Here is a 21,010-nt window from a genome sequence, read left to right as displayed (position 1 = left end):
ATGCGCACTCTGCATTATATTGACATAGAATAAGGGCTAAATCAATAAAAAGGGGATTTTGAAAAAAAGGGGCTTGCAAATTCAGGAAGGACTGGTGTATTTTAAAGTCAGCTTAAAACCGAATAGGGAATACGGGGGCTTGAGTGAATCAGGCTGAGACTGCAGATGTTGATCCCGCTGCTGACCGTTAATCTGAACTGGGTAATGCCAGCGTAGAGAATATCCGACCCTGATAGGGCCTATTTTCCGTCTGCGCATATTTTCCAGACGGTTTTTTGTCGTGTTTGTTAATTCAATTTGGGGTAAGAGGGGAGAAGCTGTGATGCAATCTGGTGTTGAAGCAAAAAAGAATGGAAATGTTAGAAGGGGACTGCGGCTTAGTGATATTCTCGTTACGGTTCTGGTCTCGCTTGTTCTAGGTGTGGTATACCATTTCTGGGGTTCGGTATACAGCCTGTTTAAGCCGTTATTTTTTGAGGCGGATGAGATGCTGTACGGCATGTGGTTCGCAGCAGCTCCGCTTGCATTTCTGTTGATTCGCAAGCCAGGGGTAGCATTAATTGCAGAGCTTGCAGCTGCGCATGTTGAAGTACTGTTCGGAAGCGGCTGGGGATTGAATCTGCTTCTGTACGGTATCATACAGGGTCTGGGAGCGGAGCTGGTATTTGCCGCCTTCCGTTACCGGAAACATGCTGCCTGGACTGTTGCTCTGGCCGGTGCAGCGTCTGCAATCGGTTCGATGGTGATGGATTTCTATTTAGCTTATACAGACAATTATGTGTGGTGGATGTTTGTTGCCAAGTACAGCATGCGTGTTGCGAGCGGTGCGTTGATTGCAGGACTTCTGATGTTCGCTTTGGCCAAGGCATTGGAGCGGACAGGTGTAACCTCACTGCTTCGACCTGCTTCAGCCAAAGATTATGAAGCTCTGGATGATCCGCGCCATGTGTGAGAACCCAGGTGATCAGCATTCAGCGAGTGCTGGCGAAGGAATGGTACCATCCCATTCATTGTATGTGGAAGGGCTGCGACTGAAATTTCCGGGTGAAGATCGGCTGGTGTTTAAAGATCTGTCTTTTGCTGCCCAAAAAGGGGAAAAGGTGCTTCTGCTCGGACCGAGCGGATGCGGTAAATCCACATTGCTTCAGGTACTCAGCGGGATGATACCCCATGCGATAGAGGTCCCGATGAAATGCTCGGATCAGCGGATTCCGTCTTCTTGGGCGTATGTGTTTCAAGATCCGGACACCCAGTTTTGCATGCCGTATGTGGATGAAGAACTGGCCTTTGTGCTCGAAAACCTTTGTGTACCACAGGAAGAGATGATTGGCCGGATGCAAGAAGTATTAAGTTCCGTTGGCTTGCGCTTAGAAAATTTACATATTCCGATCAGCCATCTTTCCCAGGGGATGAAACAGCGTCTTGCACTCGCATCGGCGCTGCTCCTTCAACCGGAGGTGTTGTTTCTGGATGAGCCTTCAGCGCTGCTGGATCCGGAAGGCCGGGAACAGATTTGGGAAGCTGTGAAGTCCGTTTCAGATGGACGGACGCTCATTATTGTAGAACACCGGATTGAAGAAATGGCAGCTTATGTGGACCGGGTGGTGCTGTTTGGCCCGGATGGCGTGATTCTGGGCCAGGGAAGCCCCGAGGTCGTGTTTACCGCATTTCAGAAAGAGTTAACGGAATACGGCATCTGGTATCCTGGCGTATGGGACGACTATGCCGGATCTCCTACCGGGGCGGAAACCTTTCGATCGTTAACTTCGGTAACGGTAAGGACGGAATTATGTGAAGATATAGATGTGGAAGGTCTGTGTGTGGTCAGCGCAGCCCATATAAGAGAGTTATCCACAAATTCGGGTAGCGGAAATATCAGCGGAATTACGGGATGGCATGGTGGAGAACAGGAACAATTCCATGTGGGGGTAGTGAATCAGGACCCGGTACTTGAACTGAGCGATTTCACGGTGCTCCGTAAAGGGCAGCCGGTTGTGGCAGTTGATAAAGCTACGGTTTATCCGGGCGAATTCGCAGCCGTCATCGGGCCGAACGGAGCAGGTAAAAGCTCACTGCTGCTCGGTCTGATGGGACTGCTTAGGGCGGAAGGGGAATACCGTCTTGGTGGAGATATTGTCCCGCCAGGGAAAAAGAGAAAGGAACGAAAACTCCGGCAAGGAATGCTGGGGCGAATCGGCTTTGTCTTCCAAAATCCAGAGCTTCAATTCGTCACAGAACGTGTTTTGGATGAAGTGGCCTATTCTCTTCTTGTGGATGGAATACCGCTGGAAGAGGCAGAACTGGTTGCGCGTGACGCCCTGAAGCGATTCGGGCTTAGTGGGTTAGAGCAGCGTCATCCTTATCAGTTGTCCACCGGTCAAAAGCGAAGGCTAAGCGTAGCGACCGCGATGGCACGAGAACCGGAGGTGCTGCTGCTAGATGAGCCGACGTTTGGACAGGATGCGCGGAATACGTTCTCCATTTTAGAGATGTGTGAAGAATTGCGCCAGGCAGGTACAGCTATTCTGATGGTAACCCATGAGATGCAAATTGCCCAACAAGCGGCAACTCATATATGGGAAGTCCAGAAGGGGAAGATTATTTCGCAGCAGGCTTCTTCCAGATTGAAGGCCAGTCCCATAGGTGAAAACAGATCCGCTCAGATTCCGGGGGAACGCAGCTTGATATTATCGGGGGTGAGCCGATGAACTTCTGGAAACCGGATCGGCTGACCTGGCTGCACCGTGCGAATCCGGTCATAAAGCTTGGGGTGCTGATGGGACTATTCTTAACGACCGTGTTGACACATGATATTGATTTTGTCATGTATCAAGCTGTTATTTTTACCGTATGTCTGTTGGTCTTAAGTGGCATAAAGCCTTGGAAAATGCTTCTGTTCTTCCTTCCGTTTACGATTGCGTTTCTATCTTCATCTTCCTCGATGATGCTGTTTGGTCGGGGCGAGAATATATGGTGGGAATGGGGATTGTTCCGTGTGTCGGAAGAAAGTTTCTATCGGGGGCTGCATCTTGGGTTTAAAGGAATCACGTTTGCGGCTGAGGGTCTTCTATTCGTAACAACAACGTCCTCAGTAGATCTGTTTTACGGATTGATGCAGAAGCTGAAACTTGCCCCCAAATATGCTTACAGCTTCATGGCTTCCATCCGGCTGCTGCCGATGGTGTGGGAGGAATATTTGGCCCGCCGTCAGGCACTTCAGATTCGTGGTCTAAGGCCCATACGGGGAGTTAGAGGCGTGGTGCATAGAGCCGGAATGTATGCTGTTCCGCTGCTTGCCCAGAGCATCCGAAGGGCCCACCGGGTGGCGGCTGCCATGGAGGCCAAGAAGTTTAACGGGGAGGCCGGTAAACATAGAACCTACTATTATGTGTCCCGGTTCACGGTGTATGATGTGCTCATCGTCCTTCTGCTGGCAGGAGCTGCTTGTGGGGCCTATGCCATTGCCATTCGGTATCCGTGGTTCGGGATCGGCGATGTGCGATTTAATTGATTTTGGAAATAGATAGTGCTAAACTGCATGTAAATACTTTCCTGCTACCGTATAAAGCGGAGCTTGCCGAAATCTCGGTGGGCTCCGCTTTTTTTCGTGAAGTTCTGCGTAAACCGTGGGAAGTGTGCCTATTTTACTAGAAGGAGTGATAGGAATATAATACCAAATCAATATAATATATGATAAAATAGTAACGATTTTACTATAGGTTTAAATACTAGACAAGATGAACCAAAACTTTCAAGTCTGAGCATCACTACGAATGCGGATTATTCTTCCAATCGCTGTTGCCCCCAGATTTCTTTGATGTATTAATATAGGCTCAAATCCAAAATAAGTGCTTGCATTAAGCAATGAAGCCGCTACGTAGATGGATCGTTCTTACGATCGCTGTTGTCCCCAAATTTCTTATGAATCAACTTTTAAAGTGGATGAAATTCGGGGACAAAGGCGAACACTTCGCTTCTTCAGATCGATTCCATCCCCTCCGCTACTTTGCTATTTATGTCAAGAACTGATTATAAGTTTGAGCCTTAATATAACGTTGAAATCCGAGGACAGTTTATGCTTCCGATGTGAGCTTTCCTATGGAAAGCTTTCGGGCGACCACTCCGTTTCTCCAGAATAATTCCGCCTTCTCCGTTGAATTTCTTCTATTAGTGACATAAAAGACAAGTTTTGAAAGCGTATTTAAAAATATACAAGGAGAGTGGGTCATGATGAAAATGTACTTTAAGAGTGTGCTAGTCGGTTTAATCGCTGTAAGTGCTGTATTTCCATTTACGGGTATTGGAGAGGTTTCAGCAGCTACGAAATTTAAGGACGTGCCAGCGAATCATTGGGCAAAGGATGCTATCTATTCGGCGGTAAATAAAGGCTACTTTAAAGGGTACGGTAAAGGTATTTTCAAGCCTAATGCTACAGTTACAAGAGCTGAATTTGCAGTATTAATGGCTCGTGTGTCTAAAGAAATACCGGCAACTGAAAAAACGGATGTATTTAATGACTTAAAAAATCATTGGAGTAAAAAAGAAGTGGATCGTGCCGTATCTTTGGGATTTATAAACCCAAGTGATTATCCAAATGGATTCAAACCAAATACTGCTCTAACCCGAGAAGAGATGGCCAAATGGTTAAGCTCTGGTCTAGCAGCTGTGGATAAAGACTTTAAACAGGCACTTGCAGATACCAAATCAACTCTTATTCCGGCGAAAGAAGCTTTCAAACCAGGAATCTCACAAGCCAGTGTTCCGTACATTGCTGTTGCGATGGGAACAAATCTAATGAGTGGCTATCCGGATGGATCGTTCGGTCTTAAAAAAACGACAACAAGAGCGGAAACATCGGCCATTCTTCTAAGACTGGATAAAGTGAGTACCCAATCAGCTACTTCCTTTGCAGATCTTAACGAGCTCAGAATGCTAGGTACTAAAAAAACGAATTTGGAGTTGGTAACTCCATTTACGACAGGTAACACTTCCTTTGCGGATGTTGCTGGTAAGAAGAATACATTTCGGAATAGTGCTGGAAGTCTTGTTTTCCATCGTATGGTTGCTGTGAATACACAGAAATGGAACGATAAGAAAAGTATCTATGCACCATTTTTCATCGACGAAAGCAACAAAGCATTCTTAACAGAACGTAAAAACGTATATCCTGTTTATCTGCAGATTACAATATACCCGAAATCCAAAGAGTTTGATGTTGATCATTACTATAGTGGAATTAGTGATTTTACTGGTGGTGCGCCGATCACTAATGATTTGCCAGACAAATTTGGTTACTATACGCTTCCAAGGATGAATACAAAAAGCTTCTTTGCAAATCGACCTAACGGTGTGACTCTATGGGTAACCCAATATTTGAAAGATGGGAACTTTAGATCCCAAGTAGATATGGATGATGGATCGGTAGTGTATTTAAAACAGAAATAAGGTGGGATAAGGAGTGAAAAAGTTATTAGCGGTACTGTTAGTATTTACAATCTTTTTATTAAATATTGAAAATATTACTTACGCTAAATTTCTAAATAGGTATCCCACTAAAGGTATTGAAGTGAACCCAGCTGGGTTAGCTTATAAAAAACAAACAATTAAAGTCACTGTTAAAGGTGAAAGTAAGCCTAATCCTAAAACTGTTTGGACTCAAACCGACACTACAAGATGGATAGCAACTCTAAATAACGGTGAGCAGGTATTTACGGATACTCACGGTTCCGGACATGATGCTGTACCTACGAAGCAACTAGTGAAAAATAAAATTAACACGTTCAATTATGCACCAGAATCTTTACGTGATGATAATGATAATCCATTTAAAAGAGATAAGGTTAAAGAACTTGGAATCGAGGATATAAACTATATCGATCATGAAAGTTATGAAAGGGAAGGAAACAAACCTGATTTTGAAAAAGGAAAAATTTTTGCAACTTTGAATACATATACTGGCTATCCTCTTGTAGTTACCAAAAAAGAACAGTATGGTTCGAAACCGAATGGAGAACCAAAATTTAACGCTCATTACTACACTCCACTAGAGATATTTTATATTGGCTATGTGACTGAAACCAAAGAGCTAAAGGTTTCCGAGAATGCAACCTTAAAGAAGGGGCAGACCAAGCAGTTAAAAGCTGAGGTTCGAACGAAGGAGTACGACATGGATGGGTTTACTGATCCTGTGGACGTTTCCAAACGGGAGCAGACCGAATGGATTTCCGACAAAGCAACGGTAGCTTCTGTGGATCCTAAAACCGGAGTGGTTAAGGCTGAAGGCAAGGGTACGGCAAAGATTACAGCAAAATGGAAGAACGGACCTTATTACATTTATGATTATGTGACCATCACGGTAGATGGCGATAAACCACCATGCAAGCCAGGAGAGCCAGGATGTGAAGAGACACCACCCCCACCTCCTATGTGCACAGTACCGGAACCAGGAACAGTGATACCTGGAAAGTACATGGACCCGGTTGCTATGGCGGTCATAAAAGCTGATCAACGAGGTGGCGAACAGTTTGATGTTCTGCAAGGAATACCGACATCTGAGAGTTTATACGCGAATATTCTAGCAAGAAATTATCTCTATCAAAATAAGTTCGTAAACATGACGGGTACGTGTACATTTACGGTGAATGTTGAAAAAACATGGACATTAACTTGGGACCCTGGAAAGACAATTACTGTAGATGGAAAAACGACTACTGTTCCGGATCCGCAGTCTGATCAAGAAACGGTAACACAGACACATATCATCGAACGTCCATACTCTTTTTGGGCGATCGATAATCTGGAAGTTTACAAGATTGATCAGGGAATACTTCGGAATTATGCCTTACCAGGCGGTGAGATTTCAATTGGTCCAGAAGGATACCAAGAGCCAGAGTTTACTGCAGAACAAACCGGGGATTTTTATCCTCCACCAGATCCAGGAACCATTACGGCTCCAGGAGGAAGCAAGAACGGAGGAAAGAGCAGACCGTCACCAGACAACGAGGACTTAAAGAGCTTCGCTGAAGCCGCCGTGGGTAAGGTCGAAGTAACCAATGATTCGCTGGACTTTAACAATCAAACCATCATCAATGGGGAGCGAGTGGACGAAAAAGGACCTAAGCCGGGAAGTATTCCGGCGCCAACGCAGATAGGACAGGACGTACTATACAGTCCTAACCATATGATTAGCAAAGATAAGGTTAATAGAGCTAACACAACAAGCGCTGGTGAGATTTTCTACGGTCTGATACCCGGGAACATCAACGGTGGTAGCGACCAGAAGTTTTCAATCCATGGAATTAATACGGTTACTGTACATACTCCGGTAGTCAACTACTCTTCGGTGACGGATGATCAGGCACATAATCAAAAGACTAACCCGAATTATTCTCGAGCTGCATTCATCTTAGAGAGGCCATTTAAAGTACGAATTCCTACGAATGGACAGCATGTAAATTATCCGGGCTATGGGAACAGGGATTATGCTAAGTACTTCCGGACGAAGCAAGTGAAATTCCCTTTTGATACGTACAACGGTAGCCGAACTATATTCTACCCGAAAGATACCTGGATCGATATACCCGTTAACCAGTTGGATACAGAATTCTTCTTACCCGTGTGGGTGGACGAAGGTGATTACCAAGTACACTTTAGGAACATCGCTGAAAATGCCCCTGTGGATTTTTCAACTCAGCCAAGCGCGAACCAGGATTTGAGCCACCATGTGGCGACGGATATTGAACCAGTGGAAGTTATTGGACGAGTATATGATTTTCGAATCACGGATATCGTTGATTACAACTGGGAAACTGTATTTCGTACGCAAAAGGGGAGCGCAACGCCGCGCGGCACATTTTATTGGACTGGTCAGCGGGATATAGACGGAGATCCTAGAGGAAATCAGCTACCGTTTACACTACCTATTGCACCAGGGAAACATCCACAGCAAGGATATAAGAACATCTCTGTGAAAACAGGCTACCACTTCAAATTTGATCTCAAAACAAAAGGGAATATGTTCAGTACAAGGGATGGCATCTCGATAACACCTAGCTTCTTTTTTGTGAAAAAAGATGGATCAGGCAGGCAACCAGTAGATCTTTATTATCACAGCAGCAGCCGGAACTTTATCCGAATCGGATCGCCTCAGGACACAGAGAAGCGATATGTGATTCTTAATGAACGGCTCCGAAATGTGCCCCAGAGTGAAATGCAGGATACGGCGTCGTATTTGTACAATCACGGCGGAGCATCCGGTGGGATGTCGGCTCAGGCTTACGCCAAGCAGTATATGAACAAAATCTCCAAGAGCAAGACATGGGTTGGGCGTTATGATTGGATGCTGTTACCTTCCGGAGTGCGTACCCTGATCGGTCCGAAGACAGGACTTCCTCCTTCGGTAAATTCAGAAAGAGCCAATGCAGCTGTTCAGCGCTGGTATGGAGAATACAGTATTCCTTCGGACGTTTACGTTGTCAAGAAGGGAACCGATCTTGCCGCTTATGGCCGCGGAAAGGGGATCGACGAGAAATCGGACGTTTTTCTGAAGAAAGGTTTTATCGTGGTGAACTTTAATATTGAGACCATTCAAAATGGTAACATAGATCGGCCGCATCTCCAGTATATTCATGCTCCACTGATGAATCAGTGGAAGCTGGAGGGGTTCAAAAACACGTATACCGATCCTTATGGTTACAGATTTGCACTGACCGATGGTGACACGGTGTTTTATCATGCGGATCAGTCCAGTAAGAAAGACTTTTCCTCGCAGGTACCTCATTAGTGGGATGGGGAGAGAGCATTTCAAGTTGAGGGAAATGTTCATCAGCCAGACGCTTAAAGCGTCTGGCTTTTTAGATTGGAATGCGGGACTGGGGACTATATAGATTGAACTATAGAAAAGGAAGTACTACCAACGGAGAAGGCGGAATTATTCTGGAGAAACGTAAGTGGTCGCCTAAAAGCTTACCGTAGGAAAGCTCTCATCGGAAGCATAAACTGTCCCCGGATTTCAACGTTATATAAATACATAAAAGAAATCTGGGGGCAATAGTGATTGGAAGAATAATCCGCATTTGTAGTGATGCTCAAGCTAAGAATCTTTAGTTCAACTTTTAGAACACAGATTGGAAGACGGATTGGAAGTAAGATACACCGTATAAGAAAAAGCAAAAGTGATATAATGTTTTTCGACAACTAAGTTTACAGCTGGAGGAAATGATGTGGAAACAGAAGGACAGTTAAAGAAACAGATCGGGCTATCGGTAGCCATGTCCATTGTTATCGGTACCGTTATAGGATCAGGCATTTTTATGAAGCCAGGGGTTGTCATTCAATATGCGGGTGGTTCAACGCTTGCTCTTGTCGCATGGCTCCTCGGTGGAATTATTACGATTGCGGGTGGTCTTACGATTGCGGAAGTAGGAGTGCAAATTCCGAAAACCGGAGGACTGTACGTTTATATGGAGGAAGTATACGGCAAGATTTGGGGCTATTTGTGTGGGTGGATGCAGACAATCATTTATGGACCGGCGATTATTGGTGCATTGGGTCTGTATTTTGGACTGCTGCTTGCCAATCTGTTCTACCTGTCCGAAGCGTGGTATCTTCCGCTTGGCATCAGCGCTGTTATTTTCTTGGCTACTGTTAACAGTCTAGGAACCAGGTATGGCGGATCGATCCAGACGATAACCACGCTTGCAAAATTTGTACCGATTGTGCTAATTGCTGTACTGGGGGTCTGGAAAGGTAACGAGCAGGTATTCAGTAGCGGGAGTCCGGTCATGGATCAGCTAGGGATGGGAGCGGCCATTCTGGCAACTCTGTTCGCTTATGATGGATGGATGCTGCTAGGATTCGTGGCTGGTGAGATGAAAAATCCCGCAAAACATTTGCCAATCGCCATTGTTGGTGGCTTAACCGTAGTAACCATCGCATACTTGGTGATCAACTTCGCAATGTTGAAGGTGCTTCCGGCTTCCGAAATCGTCTCCCTGGGGACGGCTTCAGCGGGGAAGGTGGCGGAAATTTTAATGGGAGGGATCGGCGCCAAGGTCATCAGCGTTGGTATTCTGATCTCTATATTCGGCTGTATGAACGGAAAAATCTTAACTTTTCCCCGGGTGCCTTTTGCTATGGCGGAACGACACCAGCTTCCTTTTTCGAGAATTTTGAGTAAGGTTCATCCGAAATCGCGGACACCTGTGGCTGCCATTGTCATGCAGGTGATCCTCGCTGTCATTATGATGGTGCTTAGCAATCCGGACTATCTGTCGGAGATGGCGATCTTCGCTATTTACCTGTTTTACATTATGGCGTTTATCGCAGTATTCATTCTGCGAAAGCGTCGTGCAGATCTGAAGCGGCAGTACAGTGTCCCCCTATATCCATTTGTTCCACTAGTAGCCATTGCAGGCTCGCTGTTTGTTGTGATCAGCACGCTGCTGAACCAACCGGCTGACAGCTTATGGGCGATCGGCCTGACGCTGATCGGACTGCCTGTCTATTATATTTTGCAGAAGATATACCAAAAAGGGTAATTGAATATAAGGACTTTATGACTTGGAAAAGGACTGGACGCAAGAACGTTCGGTCCTTTTTTGTGCGAATAAATCCCAGTATAAGAACTTATGTTCGGTTAAGTGTCAAAAAAATATAGCATTTCCTGTGGAATGCCGGCTCGAAGGTAATATTCCCGCATACTTTCTTCATGCATGAGCGCTAAATCAGCTGTCAACAAAGCAACGGCAAAACGATTTGCCTGTCTTTCGAGTTTACCGGGGCAGAAGTAAGAATGCTCTTCCAAAAATAAACGGCTTATCCCCTTATGAAGACGGTCGTGTCCCAGCTCATGAGCGCATACAAACCGCTGCCATTCAGCAGGAAGATGGGAATTGATGACGATAAACCGCCTTCTAAGTTTGCGGAAATATAGTCCTTTGGTTGTTTTGCCAAGATCGGCGTACCGGATGTGGATTCCAAGCGCCGAAGATAATTGAAAGGGGCAGTTGGTATGATGTTTTTTGATCAGCTTGCGAATTATTGGTTGTACCAGATCATCCATGCCATTTCACCTGCAACATTATTGTAGTGTGTTCGTTCTTTATCCATCATTAGAGTTCTACTCTACCGATTCTTGTTCCGTTTATTCATCTGTTTGGCTTCCCAAAACAACCCGGTCAACACATCCTTGATTCGCTGTTTGTCTTCCTGATCTAGTGGAATACCGTCGAACATCAGATCTCCGTCATCCTCCAGCATTTTTTTGAAATCTCTCTTATCTTTGTACGTTGCCCATTCGGGAACAGGCATGCCTACTCCGGACTTCTGGTCGGTATGCTCACTCTCCCAATAACCCGCTCGCTTCATCAGCTCCTCATAGGAGCCATCCAATGCATCGGCAATTTTTCGAATCGTTTGCGGCTTGGGGACGCCTCTTAGACCATTTTCAATACGCGATATTTGTGATCCACTGATCTCAGCGGCCTGAGCCAACTGATTCATGCTCCAACCACGTTCTTCCCTTAACTGTTTTAAGTATGAACCAAATGATTGCTCCACGTCCGGCCACTCCTTACCTTCGCCCATATAGCTTCTTATTAATAATAGTATAAACAGATCGAATGCTTTTGCCAACAGGTAAAAGAAAAAGAGATATCATTGCCAAAAGGCAAGATAAACGAAGGTAAGCAGACGTCCATGACGATAGATTAGGAATTTTAGTATTTTACGGCAATCACCAAATAGTGGTATATTGTATTTAAATACGAACGAAAATACGAACACTTAATACTGAATGTTTTGATGCCAAATGGCAAAATAACCATCGTTGTGGGATATGAGATTGAGCGTGGAAGAGCTGTTTTACATCAATATGACTTTCTAAAGAGGAGCGAATTGGTATGAACTCTATTTTACCGGAATTGGATCGCAGAAAAACCCAAATGGCTGTTGAGGCGATATTTGAAAAGTATCGTATCTATAAAATGATTACATTTGAAGTAAGAGAGACGAGCATGACTGCATCGTATACGGAACGGTTCCACGGACCGACCAATGTGACCTCAGATCAAACGGCGAAGATTGCCATATATAATGTAGATGTCCCTGCCGCAAGGAAGGATTATTGTGAGATGATTGAATCGATCGTGGGGCGGCTTAGTGAGCGTGAGCAGTTACTGATACGGGAGAGATATATGAAACAAGACGATGTATTTGATTATAAGGTGTACAACCATATTCTTGAGCCGCCAGTCAGCAAGGATACGTATACGAAGATCCGTACCAAGGCCTTTTATAAAATGGCTCTGGTCTTTGCGGACAGGGGGCTGATAAAGCTGACGGAGCTAGAGAAGGCTGCGAAATGTAAATCAGGTTGATTGTTATGGCTTAATCAATAGAAACCGGAGGACCTTACAGGTCTTCCGGTTTCACATCATTGAAGCGGCATGTTTCTATTTATGCTGTACAACTATTTAGACAGTGGGACAGAATGTGTCTAAATACTTAGACTTGCGCTGCAGTGTTACAAATTCAACCGCTTTAGCTTGTTATATAGTGTTGCCCTTGAGATACCAAGTTGTTTGGCAATGGACAGCTTATTTCCATTAGCTGATGCTAGCGCTTGCAATAATAAATTCCGCTCGAATTTATCGAGCTCCGCTTGAAACTTTGCACCGTCCATCTCCATAATGTCTAAGTTATAGGACATTGGATTCGAAACTGGGATATGCTTATCCCCTGAATAGATATTGTCAGGTAAATATTCGCGTCGAATCTCACCATCGGTGGAGAAAATCACTAGTCGCTCTATTGTGTTGCGCAATTCCCTGATATTGCCCGGCCAGTCGTAAAGGAGCAGATCTTCAAACACATCGGGAGCAATAGACTGGATATGCCGGCCGTAAATAAGCGAGAATTCTTGCAGGAAGGATTGCGTCAATTCGTAAATATCTTCTTTGCGTTCACGCAAGGAAGGGATCTCAATGGAAACCACGTTCAATCGATAGTACAGGTCCTCACGAAAGCTGCCCTCGGCAATCATCTGTTCAAGATTGCGGTTGGTTGCCGCGATGATACGGCAGTCGGTCCGCTTCAACTGTGTGCCACCAACGGGAAAATAACTTCGCTCTTGCAGCACACGAAGCAGCTTGACCTGCATCTCCAGCGGCATTTCCCCGATCTCATCCAGGAATAGGGTGCCGCCGCTCGCGAGTTCTATTTTTCCCTTCTTGCCTTTGGGGTCCGCTCCCGAGAACGCTCCCCGCTCATACCCAAACAATTCACTCTCGAACAAGGCAGCCGGAATGGCTCCGCAGTTGATGGCAATATACGGAGCACTACTCCCTTCACGGGAATCATGGATTCCTTTGGCGAAGAGCTCTTTCCCGGTGCCGCTTTTTCCTTGAATGAGGACCGTCGCTTTGGTTGTACTGATCTTTCGGATGGTATCGATGCTATTCTTGATGGTTCTGCTTGTTCCTTTGATATGTTGGAAAGGGTCGCTTGAAGGGCTGAGCATGGCGACTTCCTTCTGTAAATGATGGACCTTGGTCGTCATCTGGAGCAACTCTTGATGGAGTCTCATTTGTGTAGTCAGATCGGATTCTGCCGCTACAGCGCCAATGATCTGATCATCTAAGGTGATGGGATTGGAATTAATGAGGACAAACATGTCATGACGAGGCCGATGTTGCATTTTATGGGCTGATTCGCCGGTCTTGAGCGTTCGGAGCGACTGTAAACGGTCAACTTGGAAAAAATCCGAAGCGGGCTTTCCAATAATCTCGTCCCTGCGAATTGAGAAGATGTGCTCCGCGCCGGATGTCCAGACGGCCACATGGCCTTCCTCGTTGATCAGTGTAATCGCGACATCGGGATTTAGCGTTTCCAAGGTTGTGGAGAAAAAAGCCTCCAGATGCCGAAACGCTTGCAGCGTGGCTTCGATCACATCGCTTGATGAGATGTAGCCAACGGGTTTGCCGTTGCGTTCCACAATAGCGAGAGGGGCCACTCTAAATGCTTGAGTGATGCTTTGTAAAGAATCATCTATATTTACAACAGCAACATCCATTACACAGGATTGGTCAAGAAGTTTGGAAGCGGTTTCTAATTGCAGCAAACCATAGCGGCCCTGACCGTTCTCCAAGAAGATAGGAACTCCAACAGCCTCGTGTTGAGCGCCCTCAAGCTCTGACAGGTTAGACAGATGAATCATACTGTAATCTGTACGGATAAGGCATTCCAGACTAGGCAATACATGTTTCATTCCGGCGCCCCCTATAAATGATGATAAACGTTTTATTATCATGTTTGTATTATTAGGGCCATTATACCTAGCCTGATTTTCAGTGTAAATATTATTTGAACATATTGCTGAGAACCATCCACAGATTGGCTGGTTTCTCGGCCAATCGGCGAGTGTAGTAGGGATACCACATCGTGCCATAAGGCATATAACAGCGGATACGGTATCCCTCTTTGGCTAATTCAGCCTGATCGTTCATCCGTAAGCCGTAAAGCATCTGGAACTCAAACGCATCCTTGGTGATGCCATTCTCCTTGGTGTAGGATTTGACCCAGTTTATGATCCGGTCATCATGTGATGCGATCGCTGTATATACGCCTCTGTCCAAATGCATCTTGATGATCCGTTTGTAATTGTCAATCACCTCACCCATTTGCTGATAGGCAACCGTTGAAGGTTCTTTATAGGCTCCTTTTACAAGCCGGAGATTGACTTTAGCGTCGATCAAGTGTTTAACATCTTCCTCCGTGCGAAATAAGTATGCTTGGATGACGGTGCCGACATTGGTCAGACCCTCTGCATGCAGCCGGAGTACAATATCAATCGTGGCTTGGGTGAAAGGCGAATCCTCCATATCAATTCGGACGAAATTGTTATGTTGTTTAGCTTGGAGCACGATCGAGCGGATGTTATCGTAACAGACTTGCTCGTCGAGGGCCAATCCCATCTGCGTTGGCTTCAGCGATACATTGGAGCTGACCTTCCGCTCAGCAATGCCCTCCACAAGCCTGATATATTCTTCCCTGTATGCTGCAGCTTCGTTTAGGTGCGAAATGCCCTCTCCTAAATGATCCAGCGTCACCATGATTCCCTTGTCATTCAGATGCTCAATTTCGTCCAGTGCTTCAGCGAGTGTGTCGCCTGCAATGAATTTACCGGCCAATTTCCGACCGTATTTCATGGCAAGTTTCTCGACCATACGATTGCCGGAAACCGACAACAGCGTTTTGCGATAAAGTTCAATGTGATCCAAAGATAATTTCCCCTTTCAAGAGGTTTGTTGTAATAAAGATACTGAATCGACATATTTTTAAGCAAAAAATGTGCCAAATAGCATTGAGTTTGACTTGGCACGATAATTGCTTTGTATCTTTGGATGAGAAGGCGATATATCTAAACAAATTGTGAGAGGATGGTTGTTCGAATATGAGAACCGAGTTTAAGAATGAGGCATTTGTAAATTTTAAGGAAGAAAGAAATCACGAATTATATGAGCAGGCGCTGAAAAAAGCAGAGGCTGAACTGGGTGAAGAGTATCCACTCATCATTGGCGGCGAGAGAATTACAACTGAGCGTACAGCCGTTTCAATAAATCCGGCCAATCATTCGCAGGTGATTGGCATTGTCTCGCAAGCGGATACCCATCTTGCAGAGAAAGCGATCCAAGTGGCGGCCGCGACATTCGAGACATGGAAGCATACCGATCCGAATGAACGCGCAAGGTATCTGTACCGGGCGGCAGCCATTCTGCGCCGGCGTAAACATGAATTCTCTGCCATCATGACATTCGAAGCCGGAAAGACCAGAGTGGAGGCTGACGTGGAAACAGCGGAGGCCATTGATTTCCTGGAATTCTATGCACGTGAGATGCAGCGGCTCAGTCTGCCTCTGCCGTTAACGGCAAGTGCTGAGGAAGAGAATGAACTGTATTATATCCCGCTTGGAGTTGGTGTCGTCATTCCGCCTTGGAATTTTCCGCTGGCAATTATGGCAGGTATGACTACAGCCGCCATCGTTACCGGCAATACCGTTGTCCTAAAGCCGGCAAGCACTACGCCGGTTATTGCAGCGAAATTCATGGCCTTGCTTGAAGAGGTGGGTTTGCCAGTTGGTGTTGTCAATTTCCTCCCGGGTCCCGGTGGTGAAGTAGGAGATTACCTGGTCGATCATCCGCTTACAAGATTCATCAGCTTTACCGGTTCCCGAGATGTTGGTCTGCGAATTAATGAACGTGCTGGCAAGACAAATCCGGGACAAAAGTGGATCAAGCGAGTAGTGGCTGAGATGGGCGGTAAAGATGCAATCGTTGTTGATAGTGAAGCTGATCTGGATCTGGCTGCTGATATGATTACATTGTCCGCATTTGGGTTCTCCGGGCAAAAATGTTCAGCCTGTTCACGCGCCATCATTCACGAAGATGTCTATGATACGGTGCTGGAGCGGGTGGTAGAGCGCGCAGGACAGCTGAAGATGATGAATCCAGCAGATGCAGATGCCAATCTGGGGCCAGTTATAGATGAGAAAGCATATAATAAGATCTTGGAATATATTGAAATTGGTAAGAAGGAAGGACGTTTGGTGCTCGGTGGTAGTACGGGGGACTCGAACGGTTACTTTATCGAACCTACAATCTTCGCCGATGTGGATGCAGATGCTCGGATTTCTCAGGAAGAAATATTCGGACCTGTCGTAGCGTTTACGAAAGCGGCGTCGTTTGACGAGGCACTTCAATTTGCTAACGGAACCGATTATGGCTTAACAGGGGCTGTAATCTCACGCAATGGAGCTAACCTGGAGAAAGCCAGACGTGAATTCCACGTCGGGAATTTATACTTCAACCGCAAGTGCACAGGTGCTTTGGTTGGAACTCACCCGTTCGGCGGATTCAATATGTCGGGTACGGACTCCAAGGCAGGGGGCCGGGATTATCTGCTACTGTTTACTCAAGGCAAGCTGGTTTGCGACAGGTTTTAATGGAACTGTTTATTAAATTCAATGTTCACTGCAGATCATATTAAGTATAGTAGAAGAAAAAGATCGTAGGATGTAGTTATAGCCGACTCGGGAGAAGGGGGGAATCTGTTGTTAAGCTATCATTTGGTGCAGGATCAACGTCCGACTTTGACCATAACACCTGAATTGAAGCAATCCATTCATATTTTATCATTGTCAGGATATGAGCTTATGCAATATTTGCAAGAGCAGGCTATGGAGAACCCGGTCCTTGAGATTGAAGTTGGATATGATGGCTACCGATATGGCAAGAAACGCGGAACAAGCACCAGCAGCATTAAGTATGCACAAGATCCGCTGTGGAATGTGAAGCCAGCGCAAGATTCAATGGAGACAAGGTTGCAGAATCAGCTCCGTCTCCTCTCCCTTCCAGCCGATGTGTACCGGGCCGCCGCATTTCTGGCGGGAAATCTTAACGATGACGGGTATTTGGAGGCGGAGTTGTCGGACCTCAGAGGAGTGTTTAAGTTTTCTGATGATCTTCTGGGTACAGCACTTCACCAGCTGCAATCTTTAGAGCCGGCAGGAATAGCCTGCAGGGATTTGCGGGAATGTCTGCTGCTGCAAATCGTTCGGGATCCGGAACCTGTTCCGTATGCGGAAGAAATCGTGGATGGGTATTTACCGCTACTGGCCAATGGAAGCTTCGATCAGATCGCTCTTGCTTTACGAATTAACAAGGAACAAGTGAGGAGTGCTTCACTGTATATCCGCAGCCTAAATCCGCGTCCGGGGCTATCGATGAGCATTCCAGAACCACATTATATCGTTCCTGATGCTGTTGTCCGGTGTATAGGGGATGATTTTACGGTTGCGCTGCACCCTTCTGCCCACCCCAGACTATCCGTGAACAAGGAATACCGGGAGTGGATAAAAATTAGGCAAACGGCCGAGGCGTCCTCATATTTAAGCAGCTGCTTTAAGTCGGCGCACTGGATTGAACGCTGTATCGAGATGCGGAAGGTGACCTTGGTGAGGGTAATAACGGCTATGATGGAGGAACAACGGGAATTTCTGGCGAGAGGCGTAAAAGGTCTTCGTCCGATGAATTTATTTAACATCTCCAGCATGTTGGGGATGCATGAATCCACGGTCAGCCGGGCAATTCACGACAAGTTCGTGCTTACCCCGCATGGTGTGTTTCCTTTAAAGTTTTTTTTCGCGGCAAGTTTATCCACAGCGGACGGAAGCGGGGCATCCTCACGTAGCGTAAAGCTGAGAATCAAGGAACTCGTCGACGCCGAGAACAAGAGTAAGCCGTATTCCGATCAGAAAATCGTTGAGCTACTGTTTGCAGAAGGGATACAGCTATCGCGCAGAACGGTAACTAAGTATCGTGAAGAATTGAAAATCTTGTCCTCAACATACCGGAGGCGGAGATTATGAAGAGTGCTTTCCCCAACCATTTTGAATGGAACTGAAAGGGTTCCCAAAAGGGGGACGCTCGTTTGAGGAACAGTTCGCTATGAACCACGAATGAAAAAAAAAGAAATGGCGACGTAGGGAATACTCCTGCGCCGCTATTTCAGGTTTCATTAACCTTAAGGTTCACCTTTATCATGAGATTTTCAGCGGAAGACCATGCTGGAAGGATTCGGGCTCCCGCTGGTATTTAGCGTAAATAATTCGATTCCGTTGATGAGCAGGCTCAAGGACTCCATTACATTGTAGGTGATAATGGGCGGGACGGCGTTTCGATCCGGCATGCCGGCTTCGGCTGCGAGGCTGATGCTGTGGTCCAATCCGATGACTTGGAAGGCGGATTGACTAAGCGATGCGGCCTTTTCGTGCATGGTGTCGTCTGCCGGATTGATATCGGCCTGCTCCAAGGAAGCACCGAGGCGAATATCACTGCATAATCTAGACAGGTTAACTGCCAAGCCTTTTAGTGCGGAAGAAAGTTCAGCAAAAACATGATAAGATACTTCTCCCCTCTTGGAAGTGAAAAGCTCGATTTGGGTTAGTTCCTGTAAATGGGAGACGGCTCTTTCGTTAAACCCGCAGTGACTATCAGGTTCACTGCCAATGGCGCTTAAGCCCAAGTGTATCGTCTTCATGTGTGAGGCGGCTTTGTCAAGCCGCGTTACATCGCTTTGAATATGCTGCACGTAATCCCCAAATTGGCGACCGAGCCATATCGGCGCACCAGAATTCTGCGAAGAATTTTCCGGAGTGTGGAGCCGATCGATCTGTTCCTTTTTGTATAATAATTCGGTTTTCAAAAAATGCAAGGACTTGATTAAGTCCTGCGTGAGCCGATAAGCGGCGATCCGCAGAGTGGCCGAAATGACCCCATTTGCTGACTGTGATAAATTCGCGTGCAGCTCAGGATTGACGATGCCGTAATCTCCTTTATCTTCAAGCATGAATTCCAGGGCACGGTTAGCCAGTACTTCATTCATATTGGCATTCAGGATATCCCCGGAGGGGCTTTGTGAATAATTGCCGATGAAGTGTTTCAAATGTTTACCCCTCAATATCTCTTCCGCTGCCATCACAATGAGGTTGCCGATTCGTTGAGGCAGCGCTCCGATTTCAAGGTTTGCTTTCGCAGCCGCGATTTTAACATAAGCCATAGCTACAATAAACGCACGGTGAACGGGGGTTCTGGTATTCGGGTAAATCTGGGCAGCTCGCAGTGTTTGGATCCCATAGTAAGCATAGGCAGGTACCTCTACAGCCCCTAATTCGTCTCGTTCGATTCTTATCATCATGATCCCTCCGCAAGTTTGGTGATAACCTTTAACTAATGAAGATTAAACAAGCAATTTCTGTACCAACAAAAAGGGTACTAATCCGTCCAAGTTAAAATATACGAACATACATTCGTGCTTTTTCCATCCCTCAATCCGCTTAAAGATCCTCTTTATCCGTCCATTCCACCGTCAGCGTATCCGTTTCAGGGGTGTAAGATTGTATTATCGGGAATGAAGCAAAAGGGCATACCGAACACACACACAGTGTATTGTGAACCGGCCAGAGAGCCGGTTTTTTGCTGCGGATAAGCTTCCTTGAGCCATTCCCGATCCATAGTGAAGACAGAAAGGAGGAGCCGTGTTGCGCAAGCAAGCAATCTTTGTTAGATGCAGCGCATCGGATGACAGGAAGGAAGCTGTCCGGCAATCCCAGGAATGAGAGGGGCGGTCCGGCAGGCCGTCACCGGCATCATCCCGGAGCTCGAAGGCCGGGTGTATGATGTACACCCACCGAATGGGGCGAATGATAATCTCTATGCCGTCATTGCTTTGGGTGAAGACGTATGGAAATCTTCATGGGCGGGGTACCGGCAGGTGGTGCGGTTGAAGCTGTATGCAGGGAGTTCCGGTTTGTTGCAGATGGATGAGTGGGCTAAACACTTAATCAAGGGGCTGCACCGCAAGCGAGTGACTGACACAGAGGATGAAGCATTTATACTTCATTATTTGGGTGTCTCAGAAGCGGACAAGCTCGATCCTGTATCAGGTAAAACCTTCAGGCTGCTGCGTTTTGGCGTCTATATACCGGAGACTTCAGGAGCCGGTTCGACAGCACAACCAGATGAATGGCTTGACGCTCTGGCTGCCTGGACAGGGGACCTGCTGGGGGATCCCTGGAGGATCTATCATACGGCATGGCCGGCGGGTCGCGACGATTATGCTATTTTATGGCGGATGACAGGCTGCGAGACGAAGTCGGCGGGAGCCTCCATGTACGAGATCCGCAAAAGCTTCATCGGGCATGTTGCCTCCCCGGTCTTGGGAAGCGAGCAGCTAGCAATTGTTAAGCTCGTCGAGGCACTTGGATCTAAGGTCCAGCTGCTGCTGGATTCTGAGGATCGCCGGTATGTATCGGTGGTAGATGTATCTAGCGATTTACAGGCCGATCCCATTCTTGACGGTCAGCTTAAGCTGACCCTGATGCAGCGGAAGATGCGGCCAGCGGAAGAAGCAGCATTGATCCGGCGCGTTAACATTCATCCTATTTTAAAGTGAG

15 protein-coding genes and 1 riboswitch are annotated in these 21,010 nt (G+C 46.4%); of the genes, 10 read left to right on the top strand and 5 right to left on the bottom strand.

Translation table 11 applies throughout. From position 1 onward, the window contains the following. Positions 1–121: 121 nt before the first annotated feature. A riboswitch (TPP riboswitch) is annotated at positions 122–236 on the top strand. A gap of 86 nt (positions 237–322) precedes the next feature. From MNQ98_RS24990 to MNQ98_RS24965, 6 genes are all read left to right on the top strand, one after another. Beyond that, on the top strand, positions 323–952 hold the full coding sequence (locus tag MNQ98_RS24990; protein WP_208917887.1) for an ECF transporter S component: 630 nt from the start codon (positions 323–325) through the stop codon (positions 950–952). After that, a complete protein-coding gene (locus MNQ98_RS24985) occupies positions 945–2,708 on the top strand; it encodes an ABC transporter ATP-binding protein (RefSeq protein ID WP_481856674.1) in 1,764 nt (587 codons plus the stop codon). Before MNQ98_RS24990 ends, MNQ98_RS24985 begins: the two co-directional genes overlap by 8 nt. Beyond that, positions 2,705–3,511, top strand: a complete 807-nt coding sequence (locus MNQ98_RS24980; RefSeq protein WP_241930652.1) for an energy-coupling factor transporter transmembrane component T family protein — start codon at positions 2,705–2,707, stop codon at positions 3,509–3,511. Before MNQ98_RS24985 ends, MNQ98_RS24980 begins: the two co-directional genes overlap by 4 nt. Before the next feature lie 716 nt (positions 3,512–4,227). Continuing rightward, positions 4,228–5,445 carry an S-layer homology domain-containing protein gene (locus MNQ98_RS24975; RefSeq protein ID WP_241930651.1) on the top strand — a complete coding sequence of 406 codons (1,218 nt, stop codon included), beginning with the start codon at positions 4,228–4,230 and terminating at the stop codon, positions 5,443–5,445. A gap of 13 nt (positions 5,446–5,458) precedes the next feature. Continuing rightward, on the top strand, positions 5,459–8,782 hold the full coding sequence (locus MNQ98_RS24970) for a DUF5704 domain-containing protein (RefSeq protein ID WP_241930650.1): 3,324 nt from the start codon (positions 5,459–5,461) through the stop codon (positions 8,780–8,782). Between the two features lie 487 nt (positions 8,783–9,269). Continuing rightward, entirely contained in the window at positions 9,270–10,538 is a 1,269-nt protein-coding gene (locus tag MNQ98_RS24965) for an APC family permease (RefSeq protein ID WP_241934035.1), read from the top strand. Between the two features lie 98 nt (positions 10,539–10,636). On the opposite strand, the gene MNQ98_RS24960 is transcribed toward MNQ98_RS24965, so the two are convergent. Then, complete coding sequence (locus tag MNQ98_RS24960) at positions 10,637–11,062, bottom strand: ImmA/IrrE family metallo-endopeptidase (protein ID WP_208917889.1); 426 nt, start codon at positions 11,060–11,062, stop codon at positions 10,637–10,639. 62 nt (positions 11,063–11,124) lie between these two features. Beyond that, positions 11,125–11,559, bottom strand: a complete 435-nt coding sequence (locus MNQ98_RS24955; RefSeq protein WP_241930649.1) for a helix-turn-helix domain-containing protein — start codon at positions 11,557–11,559, stop codon at positions 11,125–11,127. Between the two features lie 341 nt (positions 11,560–11,900). Between MNQ98_RS24955 and MNQ98_RS24950 the strand changes: the two genes are divergently transcribed. Beyond that, complete coding sequence (locus tag MNQ98_RS24950) at positions 11,901–12,377, top strand: ArpU family phage packaging/lysis transcriptional regulator (RefSeq protein ID WP_241930648.1); 477 nt, start codon at positions 11,901–11,903, stop codon at positions 12,375–12,377. Positions 12,378–12,523: 146 nt separating this feature from the next. Here the strand turns inward: MNQ98_RS24950 and MNQ98_RS24945 are convergent, their stop codons facing one another. Both MNQ98_RS24945 and MNQ98_RS24940 read right to left on the bottom strand, forming a co-directional pair. Beyond that, positions 12,524–14,266: a sigma 54-interacting transcriptional regulator gene (locus MNQ98_RS24945; RefSeq protein ID WP_241930647.1), complete on the bottom strand. Its 1,743-nt coding sequence runs from the start codon at positions 14,264–14,266 to the stop codon at positions 12,524–12,526. A gap of 91 nt (positions 14,267–14,357) precedes the next feature. Further along, positions 14,358–15,278, bottom strand: coding sequence for a proline dehydrogenase family protein (locus MNQ98_RS24940; RefSeq protein ID WP_241930646.1), 921 nt, complete (start codon positions 15,276–15,278; stop codon positions 14,358–14,360). 173 nt (positions 15,279–15,451) lie between these two features. On the opposite strand from MNQ98_RS24940, the gene pruA reads away from it, so the two are divergent. Further along, positions 15,452–16,999 carry an L-glutamate gamma-semialdehyde dehydrogenase gene (gene pruA, locus MNQ98_RS24935; protein ID WP_241930645.1) on the top strand — a complete coding sequence of 516 codons (1,548 nt, stop codon included), beginning with the start codon at positions 15,452–15,454 and terminating at the stop codon, positions 16,997–16,999. Between the two features lie 108 nt (positions 17,000–17,107). Then, entirely contained in the window at positions 17,108–18,424 is a 1,317-nt protein-coding gene (gene rpoN / locus MNQ98_RS24930; protein WP_241930644.1) for an RNA polymerase factor sigma-54, read from the top strand. 182 nt (positions 18,425–18,606) lie between these two features. Here the strand turns inward: rpoN and MNQ98_RS24925 are convergent, their stop codons facing one another. Continuing rightward, positions 18,607–19,752, bottom strand: a complete 1,146-nt coding sequence (locus MNQ98_RS24925; protein WP_241930643.1) for a lyase family protein — start codon at positions 19,750–19,752, stop codon at positions 18,607–18,609. Between the two features lie 417 nt (positions 19,753–20,169). On the opposite strand from MNQ98_RS24925, the gene MNQ98_RS24920 reads away from it, so the two are divergent. Then, the gene (locus MNQ98_RS24920) at positions 20,170–21,009 is read left to right on the top strand and encodes a hypothetical protein (protein WP_241930642.1); all 840 of its coding nucleotides are present in this window, start codon (positions 20,170–20,172) and stop codon (positions 21,007–21,009) included. The last annotated feature ends 1 nt before the right edge of the window (position 21,010 follow it).

It is taken from the genome of Paenibacillus sp. N3/727 (assembly GCF_022637315.1).
Lineage (GTDB): Bacteria > Bacillota > Bacilli > Paenibacillales > Paenibacillaceae > Paenibacillus_AQ > Paenibacillus_AQ uliginis.
This window is presented reverse-complemented; position numbering and strand designations above follow the sequence as displayed.

What these genes read in the sequence shown, in the direction of transcription:
- MNQ98_RS24980 (WP_241930652.1), top strand. Translation starts at nt 2,705, where the DNA reads ATGAACTTCTGGAAACCGGATCGGCTGACCTGGCTGCACCGTGCGAAT.
- MNQ98_RS24925 (WP_241930643.1), bottom strand. Translation starts at nt 19,752, where the DNA reads ATGATGATAAGAATCGAACGAGACGAATTAGGGGCTGTAGAGGTACCT.
- MNQ98_RS24985 (WP_481856674.1), top strand. Translation starts at nt 945, where the DNA reads ATGTGTGAGAACCCAGGTGATCAGCATTCAGCGAGTGCTGGCGAAGGA.
- MNQ98_RS24990 (WP_208917887.1), top strand. Translation starts at nt 323, where the DNA reads ATGCAATCTGGTGTTGAAGCAAAAAAGAATGGAAATGTTAGAAGGGGA.
- MNQ98_RS24965 (WP_241934035.1), top strand. Translation starts at nt 9,270, where the DNA reads ATGTCCATTGTTATCGGTACCGTTATAGGATCAGGCATTTTTATGAAG.
- MNQ98_RS24960 (WP_208917889.1), bottom strand. Translation starts at nt 11,062, where the DNA reads ATGGATGATCTGGTACAACCAATAATTCGCAAGCTGATCAAAAAACAT.
- MNQ98_RS24920 (WP_241930642.1), top strand. Translation starts at nt 20,170, where the DNA reads ATGAGAGGGGCGGTCCGGCAGGCCGTCACCGGCATCATCCCGGAGCTC.
- pruA (WP_241930645.1), top strand. Translation starts at nt 15,452, where the DNA reads ATGAGAACCGAGTTTAAGAATGAGGCATTTGTAAATTTTAAGGAAGAA.
- MNQ98_RS24950 (WP_241930648.1), top strand. Translation starts at nt 11,901, where the DNA reads ATGAACTCTATTTTACCGGAATTGGATCGCAGAAAAACCCAAATGGCT.
- MNQ98_RS24975 (WP_241930651.1), top strand. Translation starts at nt 4,228, where the DNA reads ATGATGAAAATGTACTTTAAGAGTGTGCTAGTCGGTTTAATCGCTGTA.
- MNQ98_RS24945 (WP_241930647.1), bottom strand. Translation starts at nt 14,266, where the DNA reads ATGAAACATGTATTGCCTAGTCTGGAATGCCTTATCCGTACAGATTAC.